Raw genomic sequence first — 21,318 nt, 5'->3', positions numbered from 1 at the left:
CTGGTGCCGCACAAGCAGATCGAGGACGCGCTGGAGGCGGTCGCGCGGCTGCGGCCGCGCCTGCCGGGTCTGCACCTCGACATCGTGGGCGACGGCTGGTGGCGACAGCGGCTCGTCGACCACGTCGGCCGGCTGGGCATCTCGGGCGCGGTGACCTTTCATGGTCACGTCGACGACGTCACCAAACACCATGTGCTGCAAAGCGCTTGGGTGCAGCTGCTGCCCTCGCGCAAGGAGGGTTGGGGGCTGGCGGTCGTCGAGGCGGCCCAGCACCGGGTGCCGACCATCGGCTACCGATCATCGGGCGGGCTGTCGGATTCGATCGTCGACGAGGTGACCGGGATCCTGGTGGACACCCACGCCGAGCTGGTGGACCGCCTCGAGGAGCTGCTTTCCGATCCGGTGCTGCGTGACCAGCTCGGCGCCAAGGCCCACACCCGAAGCGGCGAATTCTCTTGGCGGCAAAGCGCCGACGCCATGCGGACGGTCCTCGACGCCGTGCGGACCGGCCACCCGATCAGTGGTCTGGTGTAGCGCCAAGAGCCGGGCCGCGAGAGTCGACCCCCAAGCGCCGGCCCGCGAGACTCAATCCTGAGCGTCCTTTATCGGCGTGTCGCCGCCGTCGTTTAAGTGTCGCCGAACCGCTGCGGTGCGCGAGCGCCACGCGCCGACCAGCGCGCCGGCGCCGCCCACGATCAGCGCCGCCAGCCACGCCAGGTGTGCGATCAGCGTCGCCGTGCGCGCGCCGGCGGACACCCCGGCGGTGTCGCCGCCGATTCGGTAGAGCGCGATGTCGTCGTCGCGGTAGGCCGCGGTCAACGCATCGAGGGTGCGGGCGGACGCCCCCATGTCGCCCGCGGTGTCCGACTCGACGACCAGCCAGCCCACCCCGGCCGGGGCCAGGGCGGCCGGATCGGGACCGGCCAGCAGCAACTGCTGCACCGCGCGGGCGCGGCTGCCCTCGCCGGGGATCACGGTCCCCGAGATGGCCAGGTCGCCCGTGCTCAGCACGTCGGCGCGCACCCAGCGGGGCAGCGGATCCAGCACCGGCGCGCGGCCCGACCAGCTGTAGAGCCGCATCGTGCCGGCCGGCAACACCGCCACCGTCGCGGGCCGCTCGTTGATCGTTGCGGCCACCGCGGCCCATCCGCGCGGATACTGCACGGGGGACACCTGGCCCCACACGCCCCAGGCGAGGTCGGGCAGCGCGAAGATCAGCGCGAGGCAGCAGACCGGCGCCATGATCGCCGGCCACAGCCACCTCTGCAGCGTCACCACCGCTCCCGCGCCCGCCAGCGCGTATCCCGGCACGGCCAGCGCCACCCACTTCTGTCCGTCCCGCAGCACCCCGAAGCCGGGGACGGCGTCGACCACCGCGCCCAGCAGGTGCAGGCCCGGGCCGGTGGCCAGCGCGGCCGGCACCAGCACGGCCGCCGCCGCCAGCGCCAGCAGCGGACGCGCCGCCGGGCGGCGCAACACCGTCGGCACCCCGGCCGCCACCACCCCAAGCAGCACGACGGCCGACGCGGCCGCGAACAGGGTGGTCCGCGAAATCGGCACCGCCTCGCCGTTCCAGATCCCGCCGAGGCCGGCCAGGCTGCCGAGCGTCCCCAGACCCGGCTCGGCGCGCGGCGCGAACGCGGCCACGCCCAGCGTGTTCGCCACCGAGTGAGAGGACAGCGACGCGCCCAGAACCGCCGCGGTCAGCCAGGGCAGCGCCGCCACCACCGCGGCGCCCAGCGCCACCGCGGCGCACCGCCAGCGGGGCCGGGCCGCCCCGGGGGCGGCGACGCACACCAGCCCGACCGTCGCGGCGAGCAGCAGGCCGGTCGGCGTCAGCCCGGCCAGCGCGATCCAGAAGGCCAGGCCGAGCAACGAGCCGGCGCCCGCCCGCAGCGCCAGCATGGTCGTCGCGACCCAGGGCAGGCAGCCGTAACCGACGAGCAGGCTCCAGTGGCCCTGGAGCAGCCGCTCGGCGACGTAGGGGTTCCAGATCGCCAGGGTGGTGGCGACGAACTGGCCGGCCATGCCCGCGTCGGGCAACGCCGTCGCGACCAGCCGGGCCGCACCCCATCCGGCGAGCCAGAGCCCAAGCGCCAGCAGGGCTTTGACCACGACGCCGCCGTCCAGCACGTGTGAGGCCAGCGCCACCGCGAAGTCTTGCGGCGTCGCCCGCGGCGCCGCCGTCAGCCCCAGCGCGGTATCCGACACAAACGACCGCGGCGTGGACACCGCATCGCGCAGCAGCAGGTAACCGGGTTTGAGCAGCGGCCCGACCACCAGAAGCGCCAAGACCAGCGCGTACCCGGGCCGGGTCCAGCGCACGCGGCGGGCTATTCCCGTTCGGGCGGGCTGGTGGGCTCGGGCGGCCCGGATTCGGGCGGCTCGTCGGAGCCCAGGGTGGGCGCTTCCGCGTCGGGATCATCGCGCGCCGTGGGGCGCTGCGTGGGCAGCTTCTCGGTTTCGGCCTCGGCGCCGGGCACCGGCTCCTCGAGCCCGCTGCGGCCGAAGAAGTCCTGGTCACCCCGGTCCAGGCCTGGATCGGTCAACGCGCTCTCGGTCCGCAGGCTGAACGAGGCGAGCAGGCCGCCGGCGACCAGCGCGATCAGGCCGACCGCGGTGAACGTGATCGGTAGCACCCGCGACCACAGCGAGAGCCGGTCCCGTTCGTCGCGGGCGGCGTTGACCTGCGATTCGACGGTGTCCTGGTTGGAGGTGACCTTGTAGTCGGCCAGCGTCAGCTCCGGTTTGAGCGGATCGCGGGCGAAGTAGTGGTTGGCGTGCTCGGTCTCCTTGACGATGGTGCCCGACACCGGGTCCACCCAGAAGGTCCGCTGCGCGGCGTAGTAGCGGGTCATGGTGATCTGCTCGTTCGGGTCACCGCCCTGGATGCCCCACATCGACGCCGACGTGGTCTGCTTGGCGTCCTCGTTGCCGGCCATCAGCGACGGGTACGCCACGGGGGCCACCAGCTTGCCGTCGGCGTTGTAGCCGATGTTCTGGGTGAACTTGTAGGTGGTCAGGCCGTTGACGTCCTCTTGGCTGTCGTAGTTGACGTCGAACGGCTTCTGCGCGATCGGATCGAAATAGGGGTACGTCTTCTTCTCGGTGTGGAACGGGAACCGGTAGGCCAGGCCGTCGTGCCGCAGCGGCATCGCGGTGGGCGGGTTCTCGTCGTTGAAGGCGCGCGGCTTCTGGACCGAGCCGCCGGTGTGGGTGTCGTCGGACACGGCCATCGCCGTCTTGCGGTTGAGGGTGACGGTGTCGACGATCGCCAGCAGCAGGCCGCTGTCCTTCTGCTTGTCGGTGCGCCGCACCGAGCTACCGACCTGCAGCGTGACCACGTCGGCGTTCGCGGGTGACTCGACGCTGATCTGCTGCTGGGACACCAGCGGCACGTTCTGGTTGACGACGACGTGATCCGTCGACAGTGACGCGGCGTCGAGCGCGGTTCCGGTGCCGTCGCTGATCAGCGTGGCGTCGATGTCGAGCGGAACCTTGGTGATCCGGCTGGTGGTGTAGGTCGACAACAGCAGCGCGGCGATCAGCAGGGCGGCGCCCAGTCCGATGATCCCGCATGCGGCGAACCGCAACATGACTGCTCGGTTCACGTTGCTGTGCCCTCCTAGTGCTGTCTTAATGCGCCGTCAGCCGCAAACCCGTTTGACCCTAACAGCCGAACGTAAGGCCTCGGCTTACGAACCTGCTGCCCGGTCCTTCGGGTCTACCCATTCGTTCCCCAACGCCGCAGATGCAAACTGTGGGGGTGACCGATGGCCAACGGGTGGGCGGAGTCCGCAGCTTCCTGCCCGCGGTGGAGGGGATGCGCGCGTGCGCGGCCATGGGCGTGGTGGTCACCCACGTCGCGTTCCAGACCGGGCACTCCAGCGGGATCACCGGCCGGCTGTTCGGCCGCTTCGACCTGGCGGTCGCGGTGTTCTTCGCGCTGTCCGGTTTTCTGCTGTGGCGCGGGCACGCCGCGGCGGCGCGCGGCCTGCAGCCGCGGCCCCGCACGGGCCACTACCTGCGGTCCCGGGTGGTGCGCATCATGCCCGCCTACCTGGTGGCCGTCGTCGTAATCCTGTCGCTGCTACCCGACGCCGATCACGCCAGCCCGACCGTGTGGCTGGCCAACCTGACCCTCACCCAGATCTATGTGCCCCTCACCCTGACCGGGGGGCTGACGCAGATGTGGAGCCTTTCGGTCGAGGTCAGCTTCTATCTGGCCCTGCCGATCCTGGCGCTGCTGGCCCGGCGCCTGCCGGTGGGCGCGCGGGTCCCGGCGATCGCCGCCCTGGCGGCGCTGAGCTGGGCGTGGGGCTGGGTGCCCATCCATTCCGGGTCCGGCACCAACCCGCTCAACTGGCCGCCGGCGTTCTTCTCCTGGTTCGCCGCGGGCATGCTGCTGGCGGAATGGGTGCACAGCCCGATCGACCTGCCGGCGCGGTTGGCGCGGCACCGTGTCGTGATGGCCGTCGTCGCCGTGTTGGCTTATCTGCTGGCGGCGTCCCCGCTTGCCGGGCCCGAGGGCCTGATTCCCGGCACCGCAACGCAGTTCGCGGTGAAGACGGCGGCGGGCTCGCTGGTGGCGTTCGCCTTGGTCGCCCCCCTGGTACTCGACCGGATCGACACGCCGCACCGGCTGCTCGGCAGCACCGTCATGGTGACGCTCGGGCGGTGGTCCTACGGCCTGTTCGTGTGGCACCTGGCAGCGCTGGCCATGGTGTTCCCGGTGCTCGGGACGTTCGCGTTCACCGGCCGGATGCCCGAGGTGCTGGCGCTGACGTTGCTCTTCGGGTGGGCGATCGCCGCGGTCAGCTACGGGCTGGTCGAATCGCCCTGCCGAGAAGCGTTGCGGCGCTGGGAGAAACGAGAGCGGCACGCCGAAATCGACGAAGCCGCCGACGCCGAGGCGGACGCGATCGCGCCCTAACCGGTGCGGTCCATCCACTCCTCGAGCGTGTCCGCGGACGGCAGGCAGATGGCCCGCTCGATCTTCTTGAACAGGTCGGCCCCGTACTCGACGGTGGACCGGACCAGGGTGCCCAGGGCCTCGACGTGGATGCCGTCGGTCAGCAGGTAGGCGTTCTCACCGACCACGCTCACTTGGGTCGGCACGGCGGTCTCGCGCACAAACGCCTTGGGCCAATGCGTTTCGCGATTCCAGTCGTTGACCAGTTCCATCAGCCGGGGCCGCTCGGTCGCGTCGTAGTGACCGGCGGGGCTGATCGAGATCTCGAAGATGTCCCGCCGCAACCCGTTGATCCGAAGGTTCACGTGCAGCCTGCCGCGCTCGTAGCTGGGCAGCATCATGAACTCCTCGCCGTCGTCGCTGCGGAAGAACCGCAGCTCGCGCGATCGCAGATAGCGTTCGATCAGCTCGGTGCTCAAGGGTTCGATCTGCATGCCCCGATGGTGGGGCCGCGGGCTTGGAGGATTCTTGGTGCCGGTCAGCCGGGTCAGCCGGGCGCTGCCGCCCCCAGCCGCTCGATGATCTCGGCGCGCACCGCCGATCGCCGGGCCTTGCCGGCGTCGTCGCGCAGCGGCACATCGACGAATTCGACGAACGCCGGCACCTTGTATCCCGCGATGCGGTCGCGCAGGAACTCCTGGACGCCCGCGGCGTCCAGCGTGGAACCGTCCGCCGCATGCACCAGCGCGTAGGGCACCTGGCCCAGGTCGCCCGAATTCGGGTCGGGCACGCCGACGACGAGGCAGGACAGCACGTCGGGGTGCGCCGACAAGGTGTTCTCGATCTCGGCCGGGTAGACGTTGCGGCCACCCACGGTGAACATGTCCACCCGGCGGTCCGACAGGTAGAGGAAGCCGTCGGCATCGAAATGGCCAAGATCCCCAAGGGAATCCCAGCCGTCGCGGGACTTGGCGGTGGCTCCGACGTAGCGGTAGGTGGGCGCGCTGCCGGGCCCGGGCCGCATGTAGATCTCGCCGACCACGCCGGGCGGGCACGGGTTGCCGTCGTCGTCGAGCACCTGCATTTCCCCGGCGACCACCACGCCGACCGACCCGCGGTGGGTCAGCCACTGGTCCCCGGAGATGAAGGTGAGCGCCTGTAATTCGGTGCCGCCGTAGAGTTCCCAGACGACCTCGGGGCCCAGCAGGTCGATCCAGGCCTGCTTGATGGCCGGCGGGCACGGCGCCCCCATGTGCCAGAACCGGCGCAGCGACGACAGATCGTAGGACTTGGGATCGGCGTGATAGACCGGCAGCGTTCGCTGCATGATCGTGGGCACCGTGGTCAGGAACGTGACGCGGTGGTCGGTGATCAGCCGCAGGAATTGGTGCGGGTCGAACCGGCTCATCACCACCAGGTGATGGCGCATCAGCAGCGCGATGGTCGCGGTGGTGAACCCGGTGTTGTGGGACAGCGGGATCGGCACCAGCGTCGTGTCGCCGGGCTGCGCGCCCAGCGGGTAGCCGATGGCCGCGGGTATCCGGGTGTCGCCGGCGGACTCGATGAGCTTGGGCCGGCCGGTGCTGCCGCCGGAGCCCATCGCCTTCCACACCGGCGACACCGCTTCCGGCAACGGTGCGTCGGAGAATTCCGGGCCTGGCGTGAAACCGGTTGGCACGCTCGGTATTTCGGGATGCTCGCGCCCTACCAGCAATGCCGGTGGCCGCAGGTCCAGCAGCCCCTGCAGCTCCGTGGCGGGCAACCGCGCCGACAGCGGCTGCGGTACGGCGCCCAGCTTCCAGCACGCCACCGCCGCCTGGACCCACTCCACGGAGTTGGGCAGCACCATGGTCACGTAGTCGCCGACGCCGACGCCGCGGTCGGCGTAGGCGCGGGCCAACCGGTTCGTCGAGGCGTCGAGTTCGGCGCGGGTGAGCGTCAGACCGTCGCAGGTGACGGCGGGCTCGTCGGGCGCGAGTTCGGCCAGGGCCGCGATCTGGGTGCCGATCGGCGGGACCGGCTCACTCATATGCGCCCTGCCGCTCGAAGATGCGGCGGGGGTTGTCCACCAGCATGGTCTTCAGTTGCTCGTCGGTGACTCCGCGCTCTTTGAGCGCGGGGATGACGTCGTTGTGGATGTGCAGGTAGTGCCAGTTCGGTGCCATCTGCGGCACCAACTCTTCGGGTAGCGCGTCGAAGTAGCAGTTGGCGTCATGGGAGAGCACCATCTTGTCCGCATGCCCGCGCTCGCACATCTGCGCCACGATCTTGACCCGTTCTTCGAACGGCGAGATCACGTCGAGTCCGAACCGGTCCATGCCGAGATAGGAACCCGGGGCGATGAGCTCTTCGAGGTACCCGATGTCGGTGCTGTCACCGGAGTGCCCGATGATCACTCGGCTCAGGTCGACACCCTCCTCCTCGAAGATGCGTTGCTGTTCGAGACCGCGGCGCAACCCGGCGTGGGTGTGCGTGGAGATCGGCACCCCGGTGCGCTTGTGCGCCTGGGCGACGGCGCGCAGCACCCGCTCGACGCCTGGGGTGATGCCCGGCTCGTCGGTGGCGCACTTGAGGATCCCGGCCTTGACGCCGGTGTCGGCGATGCCCTGCTCGATGTCGCGGACGAACATGTCGGTCATGATTTCCGGGCCGCCCAGCAAGCCGCCGGGGCCCTCGTAGTGGAACCGGAACGGGATGTCGTTGTAGGTGTAAAGACCCGTCGCCACAACGATATTCAGCTCGGTGGCCGCCGCGACGCGCGCGATGCGTGGAATGTAGCGGCCCAGGCCGATCACGGTCAGGTCGACGATCGTGTCGACCCCGCGGGACTTCAGCTCGTTGAGCCGATCGATGGCGTCGGCCACGCGCTTTTCTTCGTCGCCCCACGCATCGGGGTAATTCAGCGCGATCTCGGTGGTCATGATGAACACGTGCTCGTGCATGAGCGTCACGCCGAGATCGGAGGTATCGATGGCGCCGCGGGCGGTATTGAGTGCTGACACTCCACTGATGCTAGGTCGACTCGGTGGTCGGACAACAGTGCCGATTTGTTCCGGTCCGCCCCGACGGCCCCCGCGGTGCAGTACCGTCACCCTCGTCTTTGGCCGAACCCAGGGAGTCCTGCCATGTTGCTCAATCCCAACAACCTGCAACGCCAGTACCCGGATCGTCGTTCCGGAGAGATCATGGCCGCCACGGTCGACTTCTTCGAGTCGCGGGGCAAGGCGCGGCTGAAGCATGACGACCACGAACGCGTGTGGTATTCCGAGTTTTTGGACCACATCGGCCGCGAGCGCATCTTCGCCTCACTCCTGACGCCGTCCGAGTACGGCGCCGACGACTGCCGATGGGACACCTACCGGATCAGCGAGTTCGCCGAGATCGTGGGCTTCTACGGACTCAACTACTGGTACCCCTTCCAGGTGACGGCGCTGGGTCTGGGCCCGATCTGGATGAGCGACAACACCGACGCCAAGCGCAAGGCCGCCGCGCAACTCGAGGCCGGCGAGGTGTTCGCGTTCGGCTTGTCGGAGCAGACCCACGGCGCCGATGTCTACCAGACCGACATGATCCTGACGCCGTCAGAACACGGCTGGACCGCGAGCGGCGAGAAGTACTACATCGGTAACGCGAACGTGGCGCGGATGGTCTCGACCTTCGGCAAGATCGCGGGCTCCGACGAGTACGTGTTCTTCACCGCCGACTCCCAGCACGATCGGTACGACCTGATCAAGAACGTGGTGAACTCGCAGAACTACGTCGCCAACTACGCGCTGCGCGACTACCCGGTCACCGAGGCCGACATCCTGCACCGAGGCCAAGGGGCGTTCCACGCGGCCCTGAACACCGTCAATGTCTGCAAGTACAACCTGGGCTGGGGCGCGGTCGGCATGTGCACGCACGCCATGTACGAGGCGGTCACCCACGCCTCCAACCGCGTCTTGTACGGCACCGTCGTCACCGACTTCAGCCATGTGCGGCGGCTGCTCACCGACGCCTACGTTCGGCTGATCGCGATGAAGCTGGTCGCCACCCGCGCCTGCGACTACATGCGCAGTGCGTCGGCCGACGACCGCCGATACCTGCTCTACAGCCCGCTGACCAAAGCCAAGATCACCAGCGAAGGCGAGCGGGTGATCACCGCCCTATGGGACGTGATCGCCGCCAAGGGCGTCGAGAAGGACACCATCTTCGAGGCCATGACCCGCGAAATCGGTTTGCTGCCAAGGCTCGAAGGCACGGTGCACATCAACATCGGGTTGCTGGCCAAGTTCATGCCCAATTACCTGTTCGCGCCGAACGGCGATTTGCCGTTGATCGGCCGCCGCGACGACGCGGTCGACGACTCGTTCCTGTTCAACCAGGGGCCGACCGGGGGCTTGGGCAAGGTGCGTTTCCACGATTGGCGGGCGCCGTTCGAAAGCTACGCGCATCTACCTAATGTCGCGCTGCTGCGCGAGCAGATCGACGTGCTGGCCGAGATGCTGGCCAGCGCCACCCCCGACGCCGCTCAGCAGAGGGACATCGATTTTGCGTTCGGGGTTGGGCAGCTGTTCGCCACGGTGCCCTACGCCCAGCTGATCTTGGAGGAGGCCCCGTTGTCCGGAGTGGACGAGGCGCTGATCGACGAGATCTTCGCCGTGCTGGTGCGCGACTTCAACGGCTATGCCGTCGAGCTGGCCGACAAGTCCGCCACGACCGACGCGCAGGCCCGCTTCGCGATGCGGATGATCCGGCGCCCGGTGTTCGACCACACGCGCTACGACCAGGTCTGGAAGGAACACATCCAGCCGATCAACGGCGCCTACCAGATGCGGCCCTAGGCGCGAGCGTCACGCTGGCGTGACGCTCGGGAGGCGGCGTCACGCCAGCGTGACGTTCGGCAGGATGACAACCGGCCTACCCTTGACTGTGACGCAGCTCACCGTAATATGACCAGTGGTCATCGACGCTAGGAGGCCGCATTGCCAACGGTGACTTGGGCACGGGTGGACCCCGCCCGCCGCGCCGCCATCATCGACGCCGCGGAACAGGAATTCGGAGCGCACGGGTTTTCCCGAGGCAGCCTCAACGTCATCGCCCGGCGGGCCGGCGTCGCGAAAGGCAGCCTCTTCCAGTACTTCGCGGACAAGCGCGACCTGTTCGCGTTCATCGCCGACATCGCCAGCCAGCGGGTGCGGGCGTACACGGAAGACCGCATCCGCGAGCTGGACCCGAGCCGGCCGTTCTTCGACTTCCTGACCGACTGGCTCGACGCGTGGGTGGCCTACTTCGCCGACCACCCGCACGAACGGGCGCTGCACGCCGCGGCGACCCTGGAAGTCGACACCGAGGCCCGGGTCAGCGTGCAGAACGTCATCCACCGGCACTACCTGGAGGTGATGCGGCCGCTCGTTCGCGACGCGAAGGCGCGCGGGGATCTGCGTGCCGACTCGGACACCGACGCGCTGTTGTCGTTGCTGCTGTTGATATTTCCGCACCTGGCGCTGGCGCCCTACATGCGCGGCCTGGACCCGATTCTCGGGCTCGACGAACCCACCCCCGAACAGCCCGCGCTGGCCGTGCGCCGGCTTGTCGGGGTGCTGGCGGCGGCCTTCGCTGCGGCGCCGCGCCCGCCCGTCCGCTCAGCCCCACAACAATCCGAGGAGATGACATGACACGCACGCATTCGGGCTCGATGGTCAAGGGGGGCCTCAACTGGGACAGTCTGCCGTTGCGGCTGTTCGCCGGCGGCAACGCGAAGTTCTGGAACCCGGCCGACATCGACTTCTCCCGCGACCGCGCCGACTGGGAGCGGCTGACCGACGACGAACGCCACTACGCCATCCGGCTGTGCGCCGAGTTCATCGCCGGTGAGGAAGCGGTGACCGAGGACATCCAGCCGTTCATGTCGGCGATGCGGGTCGAGGGCCGCCTCGGCGACGAAATGTACTTGACGCAGTTCGCTTTCGAGGAAGCCAAGCACGTCCAGGTGTTCCGCATGTGGCTCGACGCCGTCGGCGTCACCGACGACTTGCATCAGTACCTCGACGACATCCCCACCTATCGGACGATCTTCTACGAGGAGCTGCCCGACTGCCTCAACGCCTTGTCGGTCGACCCCTCACCGGCGGCGCAGGTGCGGGCCTCGGTGACCTACAACCACATGGTCGAAGGGATGCTGGCGCTCACGGGCTACTTCGGCTGGCACAAGATCTGCGTGGAGCGCGGCATCCTGCCCGGCATGCAGGAGTTGGTCCGCCGGATCGGCGACGACGAACGGCGCCACATGGCGTGGGGGACCTTCACCTGCCGCCGCCACGTCGCCGCCGACGACGCCAACTGGGGCGTCTTCGAGACGCGCATGAACGAGCTGATGCCATTGGGGTTGCGCCTCATCGAGGAGGGCTTCTCCCTGTACGACCCGATGCCGTTCGGCCTGTCGGTGGACGAGTTCATGCAGTACGCGGCCGACAAGGGCATGCGCCGCTTCGGCACCATCTCCAGCGCCCGCGGGCGGCCGCTGGAAGAGATCGACCTGGACTACTCGCCGCTGCAGCTCGAGGACACCTTCGCCGACGAGGACGAGAAGGCCCTGGCCGCCGCGTCCGCCTGAGGCGGCTATTCGACCTTGCTGCCGCCGGCGGCGGCACCGGCGTCGACGTCGCCGATGGTGGCGACCCGTCCCCCGCAAGCGGGAGGTGCCCCCAGCGCCCGGCTACGCCGCGCTTGCGATCGCCACTAACCGACCCACACCGTCTTGGCGTTGACGAACGCGCGGATGCCGAGGCCGGCGAGCTCGCGGCCGTACCCGGAACGCTTGACGCCGCCGAACCCCAGCTCGGGGTAGGACACCGTCATGCCGTTGATGAAGACCTGGCCGGCCTCGATGTCGTCGATGAAGCGCTGCTGCTCGGCCTCGTCGTTGGTCCAGGCATTGGAGCCCAACCCGAACGTCGTGGCGTTGGCGATCTCGATCGCTTCGTCGATGTCCTTGGCCCGGTACATCGAGGCCACCGGTCCGAACACCTCTTCGGTGTAGAGCGCCATGTCCTTGGTGATGTCGGTGACCACCGTCGGCGGGTAGAACCAGCCCGGCCCGTCGATGGGCTTGCCCCCGAGCCGGATCGTGGCGCCCGCCGCGGCCGCTTCGTCCACCTGCTTGACGATGTCGTCGCGGCCGGACTCGGTGGCCAGCGGGCCCACGTCGGTGTCCGGGTCGGTCGGGTCGCCCACCTTGAGCGCCTGCATCCGCTCGGTGAACTTGTCGACGAACGCGTCGTAGATGTCGGTGTGAACGATGAACCGCTTCGCCGCGATGCAGGACTGGCCGTTGTTCTGGACGCGCGCGGTGACCGCGGTCTTGGCGGCCTCGTCCAGGTTCGCCGACGGCATGACGATGAACGGGTCGCTGCCGCCGAGCTCGAGCACGGTGGGTTTGATCTCGTCACCGGCGATGGCCGCGACCGACTGCCCGGCCGGCTCGCTGCCGGTCAGGGTGGCGGCCGCGACCCGCGGGTCGCGCAGGATGCGCTCGACGGCACTGGACGAGACCAGCAGCGTCTGGAAGCAGCCGTCGGGGAAGCCGCCGCGGGCGATGACGTCGGCCAGGTAGAGCGCGGACTGCGGCACGTTCGAGGCGTGCTTGAGGATGCCGACGTTGCCGGCCATCAGGGCCGGCGCGGCGAACCGGACGGCCTGCCACAGCGGGAAGTTCCACGGCATGATGGCCAGCACCACCCCGAGCGGTTGGTAGCGGGTGTAGGCCCGCTTGGCGCCGACCGCCTGCGCGTCGGCCGGCTCGTCGGCCAGAAGCTGTTCGGCGTTCTCCGCGTAGTAACGAAAGCCCTTGGCGCACTTGAGCGCCTCGGCCTTGGCCGACTTGAGCGTCTTGCCCATCTCCAGGGTCATCATCGCGGCGACGTCGTCGGCCTCCTTCTCCAAGAGGTCGGCGGTCGCGTTTGCCCACTGCGCGCGCTGGGCAAAGGTGGTGTTATGGCGGTAGTCCTGGAACCGGGCGTACGCGCGGGCGATGGCCGCGTCGACTTCCTCGTCGGTTGCCGGGGTGAAGGTCTTCACCGTCTCGCCGGTGGCCGGGTTGATCGTGGCGATGGGCACGCTGCAATCCTTCGCTTCGGGGTTGGTAAGAGGTCCAACACCCAGCCTGCCACTATCGTTCCCCCAAGGGAGGTGCCGGATGAGTAAAGCCGCCGAACTGATGGTCAAGTGCCTGGAAAACGAGGGTGTTTCCGTGGTGTTCGGACTGCCGGGGGAGGAGAACATCCGCTTCGTGCAGGCGCTGGCCGCGTCCAGCATCCGCTACGTGCTCACCCGGCACGAGCAGGGCGCGGCCTTCATGGCCGAGATGTACGGGCGCGTCACCGGGCGGGCGGCGGTGGTCTCGAGCACTCTGGGCCCCGGCGCGATCAACATGCAACTCGGGGTGGCCGACGCCACCACCAACAGCACCCCGCTGGTCGCGATCTCCGCGCAAGTGGGCCACGACCGGGAGTTCAAGGAGTCGCACCAGTACGTCGACCTGGTGTCGATGTTCGCGCCCATCACCCGGTGGGCCGCCGGAGTCCCGACCGCGCGCGCCATCCCCGAGATGTTCCGCAAGGCGTTCAAGGTCGCCGAGACCGAACGCCCGGCGGCGGTGTACGTGGCCGTCCCCGAGCACATCGACGCCGACGAAACCGACTATGACTTGACGCCGTTGCCGCGCAACGTCGTTCGCGCCGACGCGCCCGCACCCGGCCAGGTGGAGCGCGCGGTCGACATCCTGCGCCAGGCCAAGCGGCCGGTGGTGCTGGCCGGGCACGGCGCCGCGCGCGGCAACGCCACCGCGGCCCTGGTGCGGTTCTCCGAGGAATTCGGCATCCCCGTCGCCAACACCTTCCACGGCAAGGGTGTCATGCCCGATGACCACCCCAACAGCATCGGAACCCTCGGGTTCATGCGGCATGACTACGTGAACTTCGGCTTCGACAACGCTGACGTGGTGATCGCCGTGGGCTACGAGCTGCAAGAGTTCGACCCCGTCCGGATCAACCCGCAGGCCGACAAGAAGATCATCCACATCCACCGGTTCCCGGCCGAGGTCGACGCCCACTATTCGGTGGACGTCGGGATCATCGGCGACATCAGCGCTTCCCTGGATGCGCTGACGGACGGGCTGGACGGCCACGCCTACGAGGCCGATCCGGAGGTTCCGGGGCACGGCCTGCTCGCCGAGGAATTCGCTCGGGGGCAAGAGGATTCACGCTATCCGCTGGCCCCGGCTCGGGTGGTGGCCGACACGCGGGCGGCGCTGGGCCGCAGCGACGTGGTCCTGGTGGACACCGGCGCCACCAAGATGTGGATGGCGCGGCTCTACCCGACGTACGAGTGCAATACCTGTCTGGTGTCAAACGGCTTGTCCACCATGGGGTTTGCGCTGCCGGGTGCACTCGGCGTCAAGCTGGCCCGACCAGAGTCGAAGGTGTTGGCCGTCGTCGGTGACGGCGCGTTCCTGATGAACTCGCAGGAGATCGAGACCGCCGTCCGCGAGCGGATACCGCTGGTGGTGCTGATCTGGGAGGACGGCGGTTACGGCCTGATCGAGTGGAAGATGGACCTCGAACTCGGGGCCCACTACTACGTGAAGTTCGGCAACCCCGACGTGGTGAAGTACGCGGAAAGTTTTGGCGCCAAGGGTTATCGGATCTCTCATGCCGAGGAACTGCTGCCGACGCTGCGGGCCGCCTTAGCGGATGACGGCGTCTCGGTGATCGCCTGCCCGGTCGATTACTCGGAGAATTTGCGGCTGACCGATCGGCTGGGCGAACTGGACGAGACGCTGTGATTCACGGGCACATCCAGGCCAACGGCGGACAGACGCCCGTGTTCGGCGGCAGCCGCAATCCCGGCGGCTGCCCTTGCACAATGAGCGCGGGCAGGCCGGAGTCGGGCGCGAAGTAATAGGTGTGGCAGACGTTGCGGTCCCAGTCCGGCATCCGGCGCATCTCGCCCAGGTTCGGGCACCACATCTGGCTGCAGATGTGTGAGGTGTAGCAAGCCGGCGGTCCCTCGGGCGGCGCGCACTCGGGCGGCTGATTACCGCCGTTGTTCGTGGAGCACACGGCGTGGGCGGTACCCGGACCGAGCATGAGGTCCGCTGTCCACAGCGAGCCGGAGAGCGCCAGCAGGGTTGCCAACCCCGCGATCGCTGGTCTCATGGTCGGATCCTTCGCCGCGCGCCGCCGATGTGGCGAGGGGCTTAAGTCCTCACATCACAGGACGGGCCCGAAGGCCCTATCGATCGGGTCGCCGGGCGCGGAGCCTTAAGACATGAGGCCGACCCGGCACCTCCACAAGCGGTTGGGTGGCGCCGCTGCTGCGGAGACCCTGTTCGCGGTGGCCCTGTTCGCGGTGGCGCCTGCGGGGACGGCGGGCGCCGTCTACCCCGGCGTTCCGGAGTGGTATTCGCAGGCCGAAGAGCACCTGGCGCACACGACGAAGTTCATGCAGGCGGCAGTCGACGCGATCGAAGCCAACGACATCAACACTCTACGGGCGGCCTGCTCGGCGGTCCACGACGAACAAGCCATCGGCCTGCAGGCCCACCTGCCCACGCCGGACCCCGCCCTGACCACCGCCTTGCAAAAGCAGATCAACGACTTTCACACTGCGATGCACATGTGCATGTCGTTGGGGCCGAACTCCACCCCGGTCGATCTCGATCTGGCGGACTCGTATGCGCACCAGGCGATTGAGGATCTCAAGACGGTCAACGACATTCTGGTCGAGGACCTGAGTTGAGGGCATCGCCCCAAATACGGAGATCTTTGCGCGAGTGTGCAGGTCTTTCTGTCCGTGGGGTGGCTGGTTTGGTGGTTTGAGTCCACCTGGTCATCCCGACGCGGCATAGCCTGGGCCGCGCTTCGCTAAGGTTTCGTCTGTGTCGTTGTGGCTGTCGCTGAGACCCTGGTGGCTGCAGTGGCCGTTGTACGCCCTGGCGGTGATGCTGGGCCTGGCACCGCTCGTGATGATCGGCGACTACCCCAGCGGGCCGTCCCGGTCGCACTGGACCAGCGCACCGTGGTGGATCACCGTCGCGATCGTCGCACTGGTGATCGGCTTGGCCACCGCGCTCGGCTCGGTGCGCCGCATGGCGGGGCTGCGGCCCACACTCGGAACGCTGTCATTCGCCGAATGTCGCCACGTGTCCGAGGCGATGCGTTCGGGCGCCCTTCCCGATGATCCGGCAACGCGTGATGCGGCGAGGCAACTGATCGAGCGGGCCCGCGACTCGATCGCGGGTTCCGCCAAACTGATGATCACCGCTTGCTGGATTCTCGTTTCGGTGCAGGTTTTCGGCTTCATCAGTGACGCAAAGCATTTCACGTTGCGAAGCCTGTTGCTGGCGGTGGCGTTCGCATATCTCGCCGGCTACTACTGGTACTACCCGCGTCTGCTCGACGCGCGTCTGCAACTGCTCGACGAGCCCGCGGCCCGTTAGCCCCGTCCTGTTACGGAATCCGCCGCCGCCAGCGCCATCGGCCGGACGTACCCGCCGATCAGCGTTCGATGCCACCAGGCTCGCTCACGGCGCAGCTCGGCGGGCGTCGTGAAGCGATATTCGTACAGCAGCGCGCGCACGTAACGCGGCGGCGCATCCGGAAATGGGTTGCGCCGCAACAAGCGCAGTGTGGGCCGGTCGTTGCGCAGCAGTCGCTGCAGCAACGGCGTCAGCCACGGCTGCGCGTAGGCGGGCGAGATGGCGGCGAACCACATCAGCCAGTCCAGCCGCAGGTGATACGGCGCCCACTGGCGGGGGAGCCGGCGCACCGCGCCGGGCTTGCCCTTGAATTCGTATTCCTTCCAGACGGTCTGCTCGGTGGGGTGAGCTTCGTCGGTGCCTTCGATCACCACCTCGCGGCGAACGCGACCGATGCTGCCGAACGCGCCGTAGGTATTGACCAAATGAAAAGAGTTGAACGACATGTTCATTCGCTGCCGTTTGGACAACATGTTGCGCACCGGCCAGTAGCTCATGAACAACACCGCCGCGGTGAACGCGATCACCAGCGCGGCGAACCACACCGGCGTCGCCGAGAACGCCGGATGAAGGCGCGCCCTGAACCACGAGTCGTCGATGGCGCTGCACGCCAACAGGATCGTCACCCAGTTGAGCCAGGCGAAGTTGCCCGACGCGACCAGCCACAGTTGGGTGACGACGATGATCGCCGCCGCGACGCCGGCCACCGGTTGCGGCGCGAACAGCCCGAACGGCACGATCAGCTGCGAGAAGTGGTTGCCCGCCACCTCAATTCGATGCAGCGGCTTCGGCAGGTGGTGGAAGAACCAGCTCAACGGCCCGGGCAGCGGCTGCGTCTCGTGGTGGTAGTACAGACACGTCAGGTCGCCCCAGCACGGGTCGCCGCGCATCTTGATCAACCCGGCGCCGAACTCGACCCGGAACAGCAGCAACCGGACCATCCACAGCGTCAACACCGGCGGCGCCACTTGGGAATTGCCGAGAAAGATCATCAAAAAGCCGGTCTCCAGCAGCAGCGACTCCCAGCCGAACGCGTACCAGGTCTGCCCGACGTTGACGATCGACAGGTAGAGCACCCATAGCGTCAGCCACATCAACATCGCGGCCCACAGCGGCACGGCATCGGCCGCGCCGGCGACGACCGCCGCCGACAGCGCCGCCCCGAACCAGGACACCGCCGAGAACAGGCGATCGGAGTACCGCAGGTGAAACAGGCTGGGGGTCCGCCAGAACGACTGCCCGGCCAAAAACCGCGGGATGGGCTGCATTCCGTGCTCGCCGATGAGCGCTCGGAACTGCGCCGCGGCCGCGACGAACGCAAGCAGGTAGACCACCGCGGCGCCCCGCTCGAGCACCTCTCTGCCGAGCCAATATTCGGGTGCGGAAAACCAGCCCATGGCCGTAACTCCTCGGACGGTGTCGGTCACACAGACCCGCATATCCAGTCAATCAGCCGGCAAACGGCCAGCCAATACCCTCGACGGCTATTCGTCACCTGGCCCACGGGCCCGATCGGGCAGCGCCACCGCGGACGCGGCGAGCGCCGCGAGCGAAATCAGCGCCAGCAGCTGCACATTCGCGGAATGGCCGGCGTAGCCGTCCACCGATCGCCAGGGATGGCGCGAAAGCACGGCCCCGGCCAGGATCAGACCGCCCGCGCTCAGCGCCATCGCGGCGCCGTCGAAGCGGCGGCGCAGCGCGTATCGCAGCCCCAACGCCGCACCCACCACGACGACGCCCGCCGCCCCGGCGATCACCGCCGCGGCGGCCACCACCGCGACCGCCGCCCACGCCCCCGGGTTCCACGGCCGGGCGGGCGCATCGTCGCCGCGCCTGCTGCGGGTGCGCCACAGCGCGAGCAGGGCCAACAGCGGCAGCAAGGCCAGACCCACCGCGAGCCCCGCGCGGTAGGGCGCGTTGGACGGGAAGGTCAGCGTGATGGTGCCGGGGTCCCCCGGGGGCACCACCCAGCCCTGCTGCCAGCCGTTGACGGCGACCGGGGTCAGCCGGGTCCCGCTGCTGGTGCGCGCGACCCAGCCGGGGTTGATGCTTTCGGGGACGACCAGCACCCGCGAGGTGGACGACGACGGCGCCTGCACCTCGCGCCGGTCCGGCCCCCACGCCCGCCACACCGGAACCGCGACGGCGGCGGGCGCGACCGGCGCGGCCGCCCGCGAGGTCAGCTCGGCGCCGTCGACGACGAACTGGGCGCCCGGGCTGATCAGCAGCTCCTGTTGGCCCGCAGGCAGCGCGACCGGGTCGGGGTCGCACGCGCGCGCGGCGATGGGCTCGCCGCCGAGCAGCGCGCCCACGGTGGTGCGGATCGATGTGTGCACGAACCGGCCCGCGACCGCGATCACCGGGCCGTGGTCGCAGTCGACCGTGATCTCGCGCCCGCGGTTGCGGGCGGCGTCGGCGGGCGCGATCGGGTTGCCGTCGGCGCCGAGCGCCGACAGCTCGGCCAGCCCCGGCGGCTTGAGCTGGTCGAAGCCCAGCGCGTTGCGGTCGATGACGTCTTCCCAATTCAGCAGGCTCACGGTGACGCTGTCGGTCACCCGCGGTTTCAGCGAAAGTGTCTGCGGTTCACCGGGTTTCAACGAACGCACCTGCGGGCCGTCGCCCAGGTCGACCGCCACCATCGTCGGGTGGGCGGGCAGCGCCGAGCGGCTGGGCACCAGCCGCAGGCCGGTGACCTCGGTGGGCCGGGGCAGGGTAAGCGTCAGCGTGGGCGGGGTCTTGTGCTGCACCACCCGCTGCGGCGCCGTCCACGCGGTGGACGGGTCGCCGTCGGTCGCCGCAAACGTCGAGCCGAGGACGTCGACCATGTCGGAGTCGCCCCTCGCCCGGGTGGTGCCCGGCTCGGCGATCAGGTCGGCCAGTTTGGGGCCCTGGCGCGGCCTTACCCACACCAGCGGCGTCACCGACATCGGCGCCGGAACGGTCAGCGTCCGGCTCAGATTGACCGGCTCCTCGGGCGCCAGGGCCATCGACGGCGCGCAGCGCACGCCATCGGGCGCCGTCGCGCAACCCGGCCTGCCGAGCAGCTCCGAACCCAGGTCCCAGCCGGTGATCGACGAGCCGGTCGGGGGCCCGGGGACCCGAACGGTGTGCCGCAGCTCGACCGGGTGGGCGAATCCGGACGCGTCGTATTGGGTGATCGAGAGGTCGGTGATGCCGAATTGCACACCCGGCGAGCCGTCGTCGGTGCCCGCGGCGGTAATCCGCACCCAGGGCGTCTCTCCGTAGGGCAGTGCGGAGGCGAGCGGCTTGCCCGGCTCGTCGAACCGCAGGGTGGTGCTACCGGTCGCCGTCTCGATCAGGATGCGGCGCACCTGGGCGCCGACGGCGGTGGCGCTCGGCGTCAGGGTGAGCGCCGCGTTGGTCACCGGATGGTCGAAATCGACCTGCAGCCACTGGCCGACGGCCGCCTGCAGCGAGTTGGACACCCACGCGGTCGCGGGGTCGCCGTCGATGGCGGCGACGGGCGCGGTCGCCGGCGCGACGTCGGGCATGGCCGTGGAGTCCGACGACGAGCTCGACACCGTGATCCGGCCCCCGGTCCACGCGCCGACGACCGGGTCCGCGCCCGGGACGGGATAGTCGGGCACCCGGTTGTAGGTATGCCGCGCGTCGCCCGGCGCACGGACGGCCGACGAATGCTGGTCCACCCGCCCGTAGTCGGTCTCGCGGGAGACCGGGGTATCGGTGACGGTCACGGTCGGCGCCGGAATGTCGGCCGCGCGAGCGTCGGCGGACATCAGCACCGGACCCAACGGCGGCTGATTCTGCAGCCGGCGCCGCTCGTCGAGGCGCAGCAGCACCTCCGGCCCGCCGTCGACCCGGGGCAGCCGGTCGACGTCGGCGAAGTACGGCGCTCCGGAACCGCCGGCGACCCGGTAGACCTCAACGGCCGGATATCTGGGCCGCAGGCCGCTGTCGGCGACGAAGCCCGCGAGGGTGCCGGGGCCCACCGGCTCGCCGAACTGAGCCACCTTCTGCAGGCCCGCGGACCCGTCGACGACGCGGTGCACCAGGATGGGCCGCGCCGAGCGCGACGTATCCGGATCCAGGTCGTTGCGCAACACCAGATACGAAATACCTTGGCGGGCAAGCGTATCCGCCAGCCCCGCCGATGGGCGCCCGGCGGCGAAGAGGCGCTGCACCGAATCCAGCGCCCGGATGGTTTGCGGCGGCGTCAGCGGGATGGAGTCGCGCACGCCCCACGGGCTGCCGCCGAGCACCTGCAGCGGCTCGTCGTGGCTGGTGCCCCACACCTGGGTGGCGAACGGCGCCCCCGGGACCACCAGCACCCGGCCGGGCACCGGGGTGCCCGTGTTGTGCCGGTCGAGCCAGTCGGCGGTTTCCTGCCAGTAGCGGGGTATCGCGCTGAAGGTGCCGGGCGGGGTCAGCCGGCCCGTCCACGCCAGGGAGGTGCTCACCAGCAGCGCCGTCAGCACGACGATCGCGACGGCCACCCGCCTGTCGCGCTCTGGGTGGGCGAACGCGCGCAGCCATCGGGAGGCGGGCCCCCACCCGGGCAGCGGGACCCGGCCCAACACCTGGGCGACGCCCAGCACGATCGGGATCCGGACCACCGACCCCAGCTTGTGCACGTTGCGCAGCGGCGCGCCGCCGGCATCCAGGAACGTCTGCACCGCGTGCGCCACCGGCGAGCCGAGCCCGCCGCTGTAGCCGGCGGCCATCAGCACCACCCCGGCCACCAGCATGGTCACCAACCGCCCGCGGGCCGGCATCGCCGGACTCGCCAGCCCCGCCAGCCCGGCTGCCGCGACCAGGCAGGTGGCCAGGACGGCCGCCGACCCGGTCACCAGCGGCGCGCCGGCGGTCGCGGTCGGCGCCACGTACGGGGTCCAGCTGTCGGTGCCGC

General features: G+C 69.3%; 17 protein-coding genes. 8 read left to right on the top strand and 9 right to left on the bottom strand.

Features of this window, described 5'->3' with window-relative positions:
- Window positions 1-534: glycosyltransferase (locus tag A5701_RS02720; protein ID WP_156669886.1), on the top strand; the 534-nt coding region annotated here is incomplete at its 5' end.
- Window positions 535-585: 51 nt separating this feature from the next.
- Here the strand turns inward: A5701_RS02720 and A5701_RS02715 are convergent.
- Complete coding sequence (locus tag A5701_RS02715; protein WP_067748255.1) at window positions 586-2,325, bottom strand: hypothetical protein; 1,740 nt, start codon at window positions 2,323-2,325, stop codon at window positions 586-588.
- A gap of 8 nt (window positions 2,326-2,333) precedes the next feature.
- Entirely contained in the window at window positions 2,334-3,611 is a 1,278-nt protein-coding gene (locus tag A5701_RS02710) for a DUF3068 domain-containing protein (protein WP_156669885.1), read from the bottom strand.
- Window positions 3,612-3,751: 140 nt separating this feature from the next.
- Between A5701_RS02710 and A5701_RS02705 the strand changes: the two genes are divergently transcribed.
- Window positions 3,752-4,933 carry an acyltransferase gene (locus A5701_RS02705; protein WP_156669884.1) on the top strand — a complete coding sequence of 394 codons (1,182 nt, stop codon included), beginning with the start codon at window positions 3,752-3,754 and terminating at the stop codon, window positions 4,931-4,933.
- Here A5701_RS02705 and A5701_RS02700 read toward each other — a convergent pair.
- From A5701_RS02700 to A5701_RS02690, 3 genes are read right to left on the bottom strand one after another with little or no spacing between them, the layout of a single operon-like run.
- On the bottom strand, window positions 4,930-5,406 hold the full coding sequence (locus A5701_RS02700; protein WP_067748244.1) for a YbjN domain-containing protein: 477 nt from the start codon (window positions 5,404-5,406) through the stop codon (window positions 4,930-4,932). The two genes, A5701_RS02705 and A5701_RS02700, sit on opposite strands and share 4 nt — an antisense overlap.
- A 53-nt stretch (window positions 5,407-5,459) precedes the next feature.
- Window positions 5,460-6,941, bottom strand: a complete 1,482-nt coding sequence (locus tag A5701_RS02695; protein ID WP_067748242.1) for an AMP-binding protein — start codon at window positions 6,939-6,941, stop codon at window positions 5,460-5,462.
- Window positions 6,934-7,914: a phosphotriesterase gene (locus A5701_RS02690; RefSeq protein ID WP_067748240.1), complete on the bottom strand. Its 981-nt coding sequence runs from the start codon at window positions 7,912-7,914 to the stop codon at window positions 6,934-6,936. Before A5701_RS02690 ends, A5701_RS02695 begins: the two co-directional genes overlap by 8 nt.
- 123 nt (window positions 7,915-8,037) lie before the next feature.
- On the opposite strand from A5701_RS02690, the gene A5701_RS02685 reads away from it, so the two are divergent.
- From A5701_RS02685 to A5701_RS02675, 3 genes are all read left to right on the top strand, one after another.
- Window positions 8,038-9,735: an acyl-CoA dehydrogenase family protein gene (locus A5701_RS02685; protein ID WP_067748238.1), complete on the top strand. Its 1,698-nt coding sequence runs from the start codon at window positions 8,038-8,040 to the stop codon at window positions 9,733-9,735.
- Window positions 9,736-9,876: 141 nt separating this feature from the next.
- The gene (locus A5701_RS02680) at window positions 9,877-10,569 is read left to right on the top strand and encodes a TetR/AcrR family transcriptional regulator (RefSeq protein WP_067748236.1); all 693 of its coding nucleotides are present in this window, start codon (window positions 9,877-9,879) and stop codon (window positions 10,567-10,569) included.
- Window positions 10,566-11,507 (top strand): R2-like ligand-binding oxidase, encoded by a 942-nt coding sequence (locus A5701_RS02675; RefSeq protein WP_067748233.1) that lies wholly within the window; start codon window positions 10,566-10,568, stop codon window positions 11,505-11,507. Before A5701_RS02680 ends, A5701_RS02675 begins: the two co-directional genes overlap by 4 nt.
- 125 nt (window positions 11,508-11,632) lie before the next feature.
- On the opposite strand, the gene A5701_RS02670 is transcribed toward A5701_RS02675, so the two are convergent.
- The gene (locus A5701_RS02670) at window positions 11,633-13,009 is read right to left on the bottom strand and encodes an NADP-dependent succinic semialdehyde dehydrogenase (RefSeq protein ID WP_067748230.1); all 1,377 of its coding nucleotides are present in this window, start codon (window positions 13,007-13,009) and stop codon (window positions 11,633-11,635) included.
- Window positions 13,010-13,088: 79 nt separating this feature from the next.
- Between A5701_RS02670 and A5701_RS02665 the strand changes: the two genes are divergently transcribed.
- Window positions 13,089-14,735: an acetolactate synthase large subunit gene (locus tag A5701_RS02665; protein WP_067748228.1), complete on the top strand. Its 1,647-nt coding sequence runs from the start codon at window positions 13,089-13,091 to the stop codon at window positions 14,733-14,735.
- A 1-nt stretch (window position 14,736) separates the two neighbouring features.
- Here A5701_RS02665 and A5701_RS02660 read toward each other — a convergent pair whose 3' ends face one another.
- Entirely contained in the window at window positions 14,737-15,108 is a 372-nt protein-coding gene (locus A5701_RS02660; RefSeq protein ID WP_067779131.1) for a hypothetical protein, read from the bottom strand.
- A 112-nt stretch (window positions 15,109-15,220) separates the two neighbouring features.
- Here A5701_RS02660 and A5701_RS02655 point away from each other — a divergent pair, with 112 nt between their 5' ends.
- Window positions 15,221-15,691, top strand: coding sequence for a hypothetical protein (locus A5701_RS02655; protein ID WP_067748223.1), 471 nt, complete (start codon window positions 15,221-15,223; stop codon window positions 15,689-15,691).
- 139 nt (window positions 15,692-15,830) lie between these two features.
- Complete coding sequence (locus A5701_RS02650; RefSeq protein ID WP_067748221.1) at window positions 15,831-16,391, top strand: hypothetical protein; 561 nt, start codon at window positions 15,831-15,833, stop codon at window positions 16,389-16,391.
- On the opposite strand, the gene A5701_RS02645 is transcribed toward A5701_RS02650, so the two are convergent.
- Together A5701_RS02645 and A5701_RS02640 are read right to left on the bottom strand one after the other, a co-directional pair.
- A complete protein-coding gene (locus tag A5701_RS02645) occupies window positions 16,388-17,827 on the bottom strand; it encodes a lipase maturation factor family protein (RefSeq protein WP_067748219.1) in 1,440 nt (479 codons plus the stop codon). The genes A5701_RS02650 and A5701_RS02645 overlap by 4 nt on opposite strands.
- Window positions 17,828-17,914: 87 nt before the next feature.
- Window positions 17,915-21,318 (bottom strand): alpha-(1->3)-arabinofuranosyltransferase family protein (locus A5701_RS02640; protein WP_067748216.1); only part of this gene is annotated, 3,404 nt, incomplete at its 5' end.

The organism is Mycobacterium sp. E3305, from assembly GCF_001666785.1.
Lineage (GTDB): Bacteria > Actinomycetota > Actinomycetes > Mycobacteriales > Mycobacteriaceae > Mycobacterium.
The sequence above is the reverse complement of the archived record's forward strand: the minus strand, read 5'-3'. Positions and strand labels throughout refer to the sequence as shown.

Excerpts from the sequence above, each read along its gene's own strand:
- A5701_RS02675 (WP_067748233.1), top strand. The coding sequence starts at position 10,566 with ATGACACGCACGCATTCGGGCTCGATGGTCAAGGGGGGCCTCAACTGG.
- A5701_RS02645 (WP_067748219.1), bottom strand. The coding sequence starts at position 17,827 with ATGGGCTGGTTTTCCGCACCCGAATATTGGCTCGGCAGAGAGGTGCTC.
- A5701_RS02705 (WP_156669884.1), top strand. The coding sequence starts at position 3,752 with ATGCAAACTGTGGGGGTGACCGATGGCCAACGGGTGGGCGGAGTCCGC.
- A5701_RS02695 (WP_067748242.1), bottom strand. The coding sequence starts at position 6,941 with ATGAGTGAGCCGGTCCCGCCGATCGGCACCCAGATCGCGGCCCTGGCC.
- A5701_RS02685 (WP_067748238.1), top strand. The coding sequence starts at position 8,038 with ATGTTGCTCAATCCCAACAACCTGCAACGCCAGTACCCGGATCGTCGT.
- A5701_RS02655 (WP_067748223.1), top strand. The coding sequence starts at position 15,221 with ATGAGGCCGACCCGGCACCTCCACAAGCGGTTGGGTGGCGCCGCTGCT.
- A5701_RS02660 (WP_067779131.1), bottom strand. The coding sequence starts at position 15,108 with ATGAGACCAGCGATCGCGGGGTTGGCAACCCTGCTGGCGCTCTCCGGC.
- A5701_RS02700 (WP_067748244.1), bottom strand. The coding sequence starts at position 5,406 with ATGCAGATCGAACCCTTGAGCACCGAGCTGATCGAACGCTATCTGCGA.
- A5701_RS02665 (WP_067748228.1), top strand. The coding sequence starts at position 13,089 with ATGAGTAAAGCCGCCGAACTGATGGTCAAGTGCCTGGAAAACGAGGGT.